This window comes from Collinsella aerofaciens (assembly GCF_015552075.1).
Lineage (GTDB): Bacteria > Actinomycetota > Coriobacteriia > Coriobacteriales > Coriobacteriaceae > Collinsella > Collinsella aerofaciens_Y.
Window position 1 is genome coordinate 1 of sequence record NZ_JADNDZ010000077.1, and the last position, 10198, is coordinate 10198.

Annotated in this window: 8 protein-coding genes; 4 read left to right on the forward strand and 4 right to left on the reverse strand. The window is 57.8% G+C overall.

Annotated elements, in window-relative coordinates:
* Window positions 1-176 precede the first annotated feature (176 nt).
* Window positions 177-2981, forward strand: a complete 2805-nt coding sequence (locus I2D41_RS05420) for a response regulator (RefSeq protein WP_195363806.1) — start codon at window positions 177-179, stop codon at window positions 2979-2981.
* 42 nt (window positions 2982-3023) lie between these two features.
* Window positions 3024-3503, forward strand: coding sequence for a pyridoxamine 5'-phosphate oxidase family protein (locus I2D41_RS05425; RefSeq protein WP_195363807.1), 480 nt, complete (start codon window positions 3024-3026; stop codon window positions 3501-3503).
* Between the two features lie 69 nt (window positions 3504-3572).
* Here I2D41_RS05425 and I2D41_RS05430 read toward each other — a convergent pair whose 3' ends face one another.
* The 4 genes from I2D41_RS05430 to I2D41_RS05445 all read right to left on the reverse strand — a co-directional run bounded on the left by I2D41_RS05430 (window position 3573) and on the right by I2D41_RS05445 (window position 8840).
* Window positions 3573-5765: a hybrid sensor histidine kinase/response regulator gene (locus tag I2D41_RS05430; RefSeq protein WP_195363808.1), complete on the reverse strand. Its 2193-nt coding sequence runs from the start codon at window positions 5763-5765 to the stop codon at window positions 3573-3575.
* Window positions 5762-6631, reverse strand: a complete 870-nt coding sequence (locus I2D41_RS05435; RefSeq protein ID WP_195363809.1) for a substrate-binding periplasmic protein — start codon at window positions 6629-6631, stop codon at window positions 5762-5764. The genes I2D41_RS05430 and I2D41_RS05435 overlap by 4 nt, the downstream gene beginning before the upstream one ends.
* 144 nt (window positions 6632-6775) lie before the next feature.
* Window positions 6776-7990 carry a MalY/PatB family protein gene (locus I2D41_RS05440; protein WP_195363810.1) on the reverse strand — a complete coding sequence of 405 codons (1215 nt, stop codon included), beginning with the start codon at window positions 7988-7990 and terminating at the stop codon, window positions 6776-6778.
* A gap of 112 nt (window positions 7991-8102) precedes the next feature.
* A complete protein-coding gene (locus I2D41_RS05445; protein WP_229042183.1) occupies window positions 8103-8840 on the reverse strand; it encodes an SAM-dependent methyltransferase in 738 nt (245 codons plus the stop codon).
* Window positions 8841-8981: 141 nt separating this feature from the next.
* Here I2D41_RS05445 and I2D41_RS05450 point away from each other — a divergent pair, with 141 nt between their 5' ends.
* The gene (locus I2D41_RS05450) at window positions 8982-9809 is read left to right on the forward strand and encodes a TipAS antibiotic-recognition domain-containing protein (RefSeq protein WP_195363812.1); all 828 of its coding nucleotides are present in this window, start codon (window positions 8982-8984) and stop codon (window positions 9807-9809) included.
* Between the two features lie 51 nt (window positions 9810-9860).
* Window positions 9861-10106 carry a glutaredoxin family protein gene (locus I2D41_RS05455; protein WP_117763676.1) on the forward strand — a complete coding sequence of 82 codons (246 nt, stop codon included), beginning with the start codon at window positions 9861-9863 and terminating at the stop codon, window positions 10104-10106.
* The last annotated feature ends 92 nt before the right edge of the window (window positions 10107-10198 follow it).

Below are 10198 nucleotides of genomic sequence, written 5' to 3' on the forward strand. Positions count from 1 at the left end.
CGGTCTTTCATGCAGCAGGGGCTCTCAATGTTTTTATGTCCTGCTCATATCGTCTGTGCCGGCAGAAAGGGACTGTCCCCAACTGCCGGGCGGGAGCGTTTAGCTGTGCGGCTGCCGACTGGGCAGGCTGAGCTGGTATCCTTATGCGGTAATGTCTCGATTCGTTAGGATTGCATGTGAGAGCTGCCACTGTCCTTCGTTCAGTTATATATCGCACCCTGGCCGTCGCGCTTACCGCGCTCGCCGTACTGAGCACCGTCGCGCCTGTCCAAGCTTTTGCCGCTGACTCTAGTCAGCCAGTCAAGACGGTCCGCGTTGGTTGGCTCGTCAACAACGAAGGCTTCCAGGACGGCACCCCCGGCGAGCGTCTCTCGGGATGGGGTTACGAGTACCTCCAGACCCTGTCGTACTACACGTCCGGCTGGCGGTACGAATACGTCTCCGGCACCTTCACCGAGCTTATGGACATGCTCGAGGCAGGCGAGATTGACCTCATGCCCAACATCTCCTACTCCGAGGAACGTGCCCAAAAGCTGCTCTTTTCCTCGAACCCCGAGGGCACCGAGCGCTACTACATCTACGCCAGGCCCGACCGTGACGACCTTGCAAAGGGTGACCCTCAAGCACTCCAAGGTCTCACTATCGGTTGCAACCCCGACGTCATGCAAACCTTCGTTGGCCAGCAATGGCTCGCCAGCGAAGGAATCGCCTGCACATACAAGGAGTATGACGGAGGATCCGATCTCTTTGACGCGCTCGCAAACGACGAAGTCGATGCCGTCATCATGAACGACACAATCTCGTCGCCCAATGCCTCCCCCATGTTCTACATTGGTTCGAGCGACTACTATTTTGCCGTCCCCAAAAGCCGCCCCGACCTGATGGACGACATCAATGCCGCCATGTCGGCAATCGCCCGCGTCAACCCACGCTATATCGACGAAGTCAAATCTAACTACTCGGCCCAAAACGGCGGTTCATCATCGCTCAACGGCCCCGAACGTTCCTGGCTCAAAGCAAATGGCAACACCATCACGCTCGGCTACATTACGGGCAAACTCCCCTACTGCAACGAAGACGAAAACGGCGAAATGAAAGGCTCGCTCGCATCGCTTGCGACGACGCTGCACGATAAATTTGGCATTACGGTCAAAACCGTCCCCTTTGATAGCTACAAGATGATGTCAAAGGCCCTGTCAAAGGGAAGCATAGACGTTGCGCTGCCGGTATACCGAGATTACTGGTTTGCCGAGCAAACAGGCGTTGCGCAGTCGGTATCGTTGGAGACCATATCCCTCACCGCCATCCACACCGGCAGCGACCTGAACAAAGACCTTCAGAACATCGCCTGTACCAAATCATCGTTTGTCAACAAAAATGCACTTGAAAATCTGTTCCCCACAGCGACCGTGACCGAATACCAATCCGACAATGAAGTGTTCGACGCCCTCAGGAAGGGAACGGCGCGCTGCATCCTCGCTCCCAGTTCACGTGTAAAAACTATCGGTGACCGTCATGATCTCAAGGACTACGAGACGATCGAGCTCCCTGACACCTGTGAGCTCTCGTGCTGGATTTCGCGCGGAAAGCCCGAGCTGCTGGGAATCATCAACAAGGGGATCGTCAATGCCGGAGAATCGCTCTCCGCAAGCAGTTACTCCTCCATGTCGTACACGACCCAGGAATCAGACACGCTTCAATTCCTTTTTCGCAACCGCACCGCCATTGCCGCTACCCTCATCGGTATGTTGTCGGTCGGCATCGTCCTGCTCATCTGGGCGCTCGTGCACGCTCGAACCGAGCGCAAAAAAGCCGACGCTGCCAACGCCGCTAAGACGGCATTCCTCACGCGCATGAGCCACGACATCCGTACGCCGCTCAACGGTATCCTGGGCCTTATCGAGATTGAGGAATTGAAGGAAGGCGATATCAAGGTCGCCCGCGAGAGCCGTGCCAAGGCGCGCGTTGCCGCCAATCACCTGCTCTCGTTGATCAACGACATCCTCGAGATGGGCAAAATCGAAGACCGCAAGCTAACACTGGAACATGCGCCTTTTAACCTCAAAGAGCTCTGTGACAATACGCTGGTTCTGTGCAAGCTCCGCGCGTCCAGTAACGGCATCACCATGCAGGACAATAGCCTGCCGTACGCCACGGGGCCATACATGATCGGCAGTCCCACCCATATCCGACAGATCATGATCAACCTGTTAGACAACAGCATTAAGTACAACAAGCACGGCGGCTCCGTCACCTTTAGTTCAAAGACCAAGCCACTCGATAACGGGCGCGCGCTCTTTTGCTTTAGCGTTTCGGATACCGGCATTGGCATGACTCCCAAGTTTTTAAAGCATATCTATGAGCCGTTTGCCCAAGAAGGCGACGATGCGCGCAGCAGGTTCCAAGGAACCGGCATGGGCATGCCAATCGTCAAGTCGCTTATTGAACTGATGGGCGGCACCATCGAAGTCACCAGTGAGCTCCATGTGGGCACCTCGTTCTACGTGGAGATTCCGCTCGATATCGACGAGAATCCCCAGGCGCGGGCGAATACGGTTGAGAGTGCGCCTGACTGCTCGCTCACCGACATGAACGTGCTGCTCGCCGAAGACAACGAATTGAATGCCGAGATTGCCCAGACGCTGCTAGAATCCGAGGGCGTCGTGGTCACCCGCGCCGCCAACGGCAACGAGGTCGTCGATCTGTACCTGTCGCATCCCGCCGGCAGCTTCGATGCGATCCTGATGGACATTATGATGCCGGACATGGACGGCTATGAGGCAACCCGCGCGATTCGTCTGAGCGAGAAGGTCGATGCAGCCGATATCCCCATCATCGCGCTCACCGCCAATGCCTTTGCCGAGGACGCCAAGGCGGCACACGATGCCGGCATGAACGCCCATCTGTCCAAACCGCTCGACTTTAACAAGCTCAAAAACATACTCGCCCGCATCAAGAAAAACGGATCCGTTTCGCTATAGTTTGTGCTCAACCACCACGCACGACCAGAAAGGAAGCCAACGATGTTTAGGCCCTTACGTCGAAAGAAACGCGCCATCACCGACAAGGAAGCGCGCGAACTGCTCGCTACCTGCAAGCGCGGCGTCTTTGCCGTCAACGGCGACGATGGCTACCCGTACGCCATTCCCGTCAACTACTTCTTTGACACCGAGCACGACAAGATTTATTTCCATGGCGCCAAAGCTGGCCACAAGGTCGACGCACTCAAGCGCGATGACAAGGTCTGCTTTACCGTTTACGGAAACGAGTGGTACCAGGACGGCGACTGGGCTCCCTACGTTATGAGCACCGTCGTCTTTGGCCGTTGTCGCCTGGCGAACGACACTCCCGCGTTTATCGAAGAAAAAGTCCGCCAGCTCGCCCTTAAGTACTACCCTTCCACCGAGGAAGTCGAAGAGGAAATCGCCAAGGACATTAAGGGCGTCCAGCTCTACGAGATTACGATTGAGCATCTCTGCGGTAAGCAGATTCAGGAAAAGTAAGTCCCTCAGCAGGCCTCATCAATAGCAATATGGCTCGGTTCCAACCCACCTTGGAACCGGGCCATACGCTTATGAAGCGTCGGCGGCTATGTGCGCTAGCGCCTCGACGAGCTCTTGCGAGCTCACAGGTTTGCTCAGGTGCGCGTTCATGCCCGCCTCACGCGAAAGCCTACGGTCGTCGGCAAAGGCGTTGGCACTCACGGCGATAATCGGCGTGGTCGCGGCATCCTCGCGATCGAGTGCTCGAATCTGACGCGTGGCCTCAAGGCCATCGATGCCAGGCATCATGATGTCCATCAACACCACGTCGTACTCGTGCGGTGCGCTCGCGGTAAACATCTCGACGGCAGACTCACCATCCTTAGCATGCGTCACGATGGCACCGACACGGCTGAGCGTAAACTGCGCGATCTCGGCATTCAGATCGTTATCCTCTACGAGCAAAACGCGCAAGCCCTGGAGCGCGTCGCCATCGCCCCCATCCACGCGAACTGCCTGAGGAATCTCGGAGCGTTTGCATTTCTCGAACGGCAGGCGGATGGTAAACGTCGTCCCCTGCCCCAAGACGCTCGTAAAACTCATGGTTCCGCCCATAAGCTCGACCAGCTGTTTTGCGATAGGCGCGCCCAGGCCAGTTCCCGACGAAGCGCCTTCCACCTGCTGCTCCTCGCGGCAAAACGGCTCGTAGAGGTGCTTTTGGAACTCCTCGCTCATGCCAATACCGTTGTCGGCGATCGTGTATTCATAGACGGGGACGCCATCCGCTGGCTCCACCTCGCGGCACACCAGGCGGACATAGCCGCCCTGGCGGTTGTACTTGACGGCATTGCCGGCAATATTGAGCAACAAACGCTTGAGGTGCGTCACGCTCACCCGCGCATAGGGATGATTAAGCGTCTGCTGGTCGGAGATAATTGTCACCAGACGCTCCTCGGCCTGGCGCTCCAGAATATCGCGCACTTCACAGTTGAGGGCCACCAAATTTATGGGCACGAGGTTCAGGTCGACCTGCCCGCTCTCCAGGCGACTCATATCGAGCGCCTCGTTGGCAAGGTCGAGCAGCAGTCCCGATGCCGTCCAGATTTTTGAGCGGCACTCAGTCTGCTTTTGTAGATCGTCCGCATTGGCATCGCCAACCTCGACCATGCCGCGAATGCCGTTGATGGGCGTGCGCAGATCGTGGCTCATGCGACGCAGAAACTCCGTCTTTGCCGAGTTGGCAGACGAGGCCTCACGCGCCGCCTTTGCCAGCTTGTCGCCATAGTCGCGCTCCTGCTGCAGCAAGTCCGTCAAACGTCGACGATCAGCGCGACGACGCACCGTCACAACAACGGCTATAACACCGCCGTAGAGCACCAGCACGCCGGCGGCAACAGCCGCGGCGACCTCAAAGTAGCGCTGCGCCGAGGCATAGGTGTACACATAGAATTTGTGCGCTTTTCCAAATGTGCCCAAATACCACTCGCCGTCGGCGTTAACCAATCTGACCTTACCAGCCAGACATCGATCCTTAATACCGTCGACAATAAAGACATCCGTCGCAGGCAGATCGAACACGCCCAATACGGTGGGTTCAACGGCATTGGTCGCAACGACCTTGCCGTCGCTTTCGATCACGATATTGCCGCTATCGATGGTTTCATAGCCATCAAGCAAGCTCTGCAGTTTGAGTGTATTGCTTGCAACCGCTTTCGCGCTCTGATGCCTTACCGCGATAACGATGCCCTCGCCATCCTGCCGAGTCACGCAGCCAATGTCTGCGACCGAATCATCCGCAAGCGTGATGCGGGCGGTATAGGACTTAAGCGGATGAGTTGCCACCTCCAGCACGGGTGATTCTTTGAGATACGTAGCGAGCGACCCGTAGTCCACATCGCCCGTTGAGGACTCGGACACCAAATTGCCCGATGCGTCCGTCACGATCAGCGCGCTCACGTTGAACTGGTCGGCGTATTGCTCCAGCATGGCGTTATCCACTGAACCGTCGCGCTCCATATCGCGGGCAGCCTCTCCGGCGATCTCCATAACGCGAATCAGGTTTTTGGTCGTATAGGCGCTGTTGAATGCATCGTAGGAAAGGCTCTGCGTCGCCACGTAATCGACAACGTCGGCAAAGCGCTGCTCGGCTTGGGCCGTCGTGTAACCGTAGCTCATCATGCCGGCAACAACCGAGAGCGCTATCCCCAGCAGAGCGACAAGGAGCCATGCCCCTGCCGAACGATTGCCCCGCTCCTGAGCAGCGTGGTCGGGCGCATCGATCATGACAGGCCCTCCATATTCAAAAATGGCGAAGGGTCATCGAAGTACTTTGACACCAGGCGTTCCATGGTGCCATCGGCAAGCATTTCTTGGTAGGCATGAGTGAGCTTGACGTCGATGCCACGCGTATCGTTGATATCGAAAGCGGTGCCCAAACCGACCTCTAGCAGCGGCTCATCCAAAATGCGATATGTCACACCATAGTCTTTTTCGTAGGTGAGCAGCGAGGACTCATGCGCGGCGATAGCGTCGACCAGACCCTCGACGAGCGCCGGGTTCAGGTATGAACCGTCCGAAAAGCTGTAGAGTTCCTTGATCTGCGGAACGTTTTCATTTATGCGATTGAGCAAAATGTCCTCGGGCTTGGTGGTGGACTGAACCGCCACGATCTTATCCTCAAGATCGGCAAGCGTGTAGATATCGCTCTGGGGATCGACCGCGACCACCTGGCGGCTCGCAAGGTACGGGCCGGCCCAACGATATTCGTTTTCGCGACCCGTCATACTAAAGCTGCCCATGACACAATCGAGTTCGCCGCTCGCCAGCAGCTCCTTCTTCTTTTCCCAGTCGATCAGCTGGTATTTTGGCTTGTAACCAATGCGAGCCAAAGCCTCGGTCAATATCTCGACATCCAGGCCAACGATATCGCCGTACTCGTCGGTATACACAAACGGTGGATAGAGGTCGCTTCCGACGTTGAGCGTCTTAAGGTCGTTGTCTTTGACTTGCGAGGCGTCCAGACCTTCTAATGCAGACGTCGAGGCTCCGTCATTCGACCCGGAGCAGCCAGCTATCGCTACGACAAAGACGCTCGCCACTGCAAGCGCAACAAACAACGAAATGGCAACCGAGCGACGGGATCTTTTCATCGAGCTCCATACGATCCTGTTTACAGACTTAAATGGTTAAAGATAATAGCAAACAAAACCACACGAGTGCCCAATTGTTACAGGCGCTTTACCGTGTGGGACCTTCCAGCCGACTTGGCAGAAGGCCCCGCATGCAGTGCTCACTTACCGTGCATTAAAAACGTAGCGGTCCAGGCGGTCGCACGCCTCCCTTACGCGCGAAAGCGGCAGCGCCAGATTCACGCGAATGTGGCAGGGTCCGTGGAACGGGCGGCCGTCCTGATACCCCACGCCCACGCGTGCCCCCTCATCGAGCAACCACTGAATATCGCGGCCATGCTCTCGGCACCACTCGGTGCAGTCCAGAAACACCATGTACGTGCCCTGCGGACGTGAATAGGACACGCCCTCAAAATGCTCGTCCACGTAATTGCAGAAGTACTCGATATTGCCGGCAAGCACCTGATTGAGCTCGTCCACCCACTCATAGCCCTGCGGCTGGTAGGCACCGATAAGCGCATGCATGGAGAGGACGTTCATCTCGTTGTAGTGGGTCTTGTTGGACACGGCGCAGATGCGGTCACGCAGCGTCTCGTTGTAGACAATGTGGTAGCTGCCGACAAGGCCCGCCAGGTTAAACGTCTTGCTCGGCGCATAGAGGGCAACCGTGCGCATGCGGGCATCCTCGCTCACCGACTGCGTCGGGATGTGCTTGTGCCCCGGCAGGATGATATCGGACCAAATCTCGTCCGAAATCACCACGCAATCGTGCTGGCGATAGATGTCCATGGCGCGCTCGATTTCGTCGCGCTCCCATACGCGGCCGCAGGGATTGTGCGGCGAGCAGAACACCGCGGCATGGATGTGGTTTTGGGCGAGTTTGCACTCCATGTCCTCAAAGTCCATGCGCCACACGCCCTGGTCGTCGAGTTTAAGCGGGCTGTGGACAATGCGATAGCCCGCGGCTTCGATAGACTTGGTAAAGCCAATGTAGGTGGGGCTGTGGACCAGCACCGCATCGCCCGGCTGGACATACGCGCGCAACGTCGACACGACGCCGCCCAGCACGCCGTTTTCGTAGCCGATATGTTCAGGGCGCAGACCCTCGACGCCATTGCGGCGGCTCTGCCATTCGATGATGCGGTCGAAATACTCGGAGCGCGGGTTAAAGTAGCCAAACATGGGATGCTGAGCGCGCTGAATGATGTGCTCCTGGACCGTGGGCACCGTGGCAAAATTCATGTCGGCCACCCACATGGGAATGCGGTCGAAGCCCTCGTCGGGTGCGTTCGGAGCCATACCGGGGATCTCGCCCCAGGAGTCAACGGCGATGGAGTCCATGCCGTGGCGATCGATTAGCGAGCTAAAGTCGTATTTCATGCTGAGCTCCCGTGCAAAGTAGACTGTTTCGACAGGCGTTATTGTCCACCAGCGTGGGCGGTTTTGGCATGGGGTTTGGCGCTTAATTTGACGGGTGCGGACGAATGGCCGGTTAGTCTCGCGCGTCGTTGACGGCAACTACGGTTAGCTGGGTTTCATCGACCGTAAACGATATGTCGAGCCCGGCGTAAGCCAGATGATAGACGCGGTGTGGCTCGTGCTTGCTGCCCGCGCGGCGCGGGTCTTGGCGAAGGACCTCGACCAAGCCGAGGAGCTTTGCGGGCGGGACCATATCCTGCAGTGCTTGCGGAAACTCAACATCGAGCTCTTGCCACGGAGCATCCTCGATCCAGCCTCCGGTCGCATCCGGGTGGCAGTCCGCAAACGGGATGTAGGGCTTGATGTCGTAGATGGGCGTACCGTCGCGCAGGTCGGCCCCCAACACATGGATGATGGGGCCATCGTCGGTGAGCTCGACACGATCAAGCTTGACGCAGGTTAGCCCGATGGGATTAGGGCGAAACGGACTGCGCGTGGCAAACATTCCCACACGTTCGGCTCCGCCCAGACGCGGCGGGCGCACGGTTTTCGACCATTTTGCGTTGGTGCCGGACCTGTCCTGCGTTTTAGCGTCGACGGCAATATCCTTAGCCGTGCCGCCGGGCGTTCCGTTTTCGAAGCGCCACAGCAGCCACAGGTGAGAGAAGGAGTCCAGGCCCTCAACCGCTGCATTGGAGGCAAATTCCGGCTCAAAAAAGATTCGTCCCTGCAGATGGGGCGCCAAAAAGCTGTTGCGCGGAATGCCGAACTTCTGCGGCAGGTCGGTATGTATGCGTGCGATAGGTTCCATGCCGGTCATTGTACGGCATGGAGGCGTGGGGCGTTGCGCGCAATTCTTCGCCGCGGTCCCCCGTCGTGCAACCAACGGTTGCTTGGAAGGGCGCCTGCCGCCGCGTATGCTTAAGCCATCAACCAGCAGAAAGGAGCCGCTATGGCCTTTGCAGAAAAGCTCATTGCTGTCCGTCGCGCCCATCACCTTACCCAAGAGCAGCTTGCCGCTAAGCTCTTCGTCACACGCCAGGCCATCAGCCGGTGGGAGCGCGGCGAGGTCACACCGGGCATCGACATGATGAAGCTCATCGCCGCCGTAACCGGAGAACCGCTGTCCCACCTGCTCGAAATGCCTGAGCACTATTGCCAGAGCTGCGGCATGATACTCACGCCCGACGACTGCGGCACCGATGCCACGGGCACCGCGACCGATCATTACTGCAAGTGGTGCTACGACCACGGCAAGTACACCTATGACACCACCATGGAGGCAATGATTGAGGATTGTGCCCCGCGCCTGGCACAAAACACCGGCATGTCGCTCGACGAAGCCGTCTCGCTCATGGGCGCCGTCCTGCCGCAACTGGAGCGCTGGCGCACCGTGCAGGAAAACGAGGCGCGCTACGGTGCCGAGGCGCGGGCGCGCTACGGCGATGAGGCTATCGATGCAGCAAACGAAGCGTTGCTGGACATGGACCCCGAGACATGGAACGACATGAAGGAACTTGAACGCGCTATTCTGGGCCAGCTCTCAATTGCCATGGGCATTGGCGACCCAGAGAGCAACGAGGCTCGTAAGCTTGTCGCGATGCATCGTCGCTGGATTGCTCTCAACTGGGGATGCGAGCCCCAAGACGAGGCGTACCTGGGCCTCGCCCACGGTTATCTTGCCGACCAGCGCTTTGTTGACTACTACGACAAGCCCTGCGCCACCGGAGCCACGGCGTTTCTGGTCCAGGCCATCGAGTCTTCGTTGACGCGCGCATAGACCGCGGCGGCTTTGGGTATTTCAATCAAAACCTCAACCGATTGGAGACCTATGGCTACTAATCACGAGCTCGCGCTGTACGTTATGACCGGCTGCCCGTATTGCTTAAAGGTCAAGCACTTTTTGGCCGATAACGGCGTGACCATTCCCGAGCGCAATATCTCGACCGATTCCGATGCCGAACAGACACTCATCGCCGTCGGCGGAAAACGCCAGGTTCCCTGCCTGTTCATCGACGGCAAACCACTCTACGAATCGAGCGACATCATCGCGTGGGTGCAGGAAAACCTGCTCTAGTACGCACGCTCTGTCCGTCCAGGGCCCCAACCCATACGACCCAAACATGTACACCAGCATCCAAAGTCGACATTTTTCGACATCTTTGGATG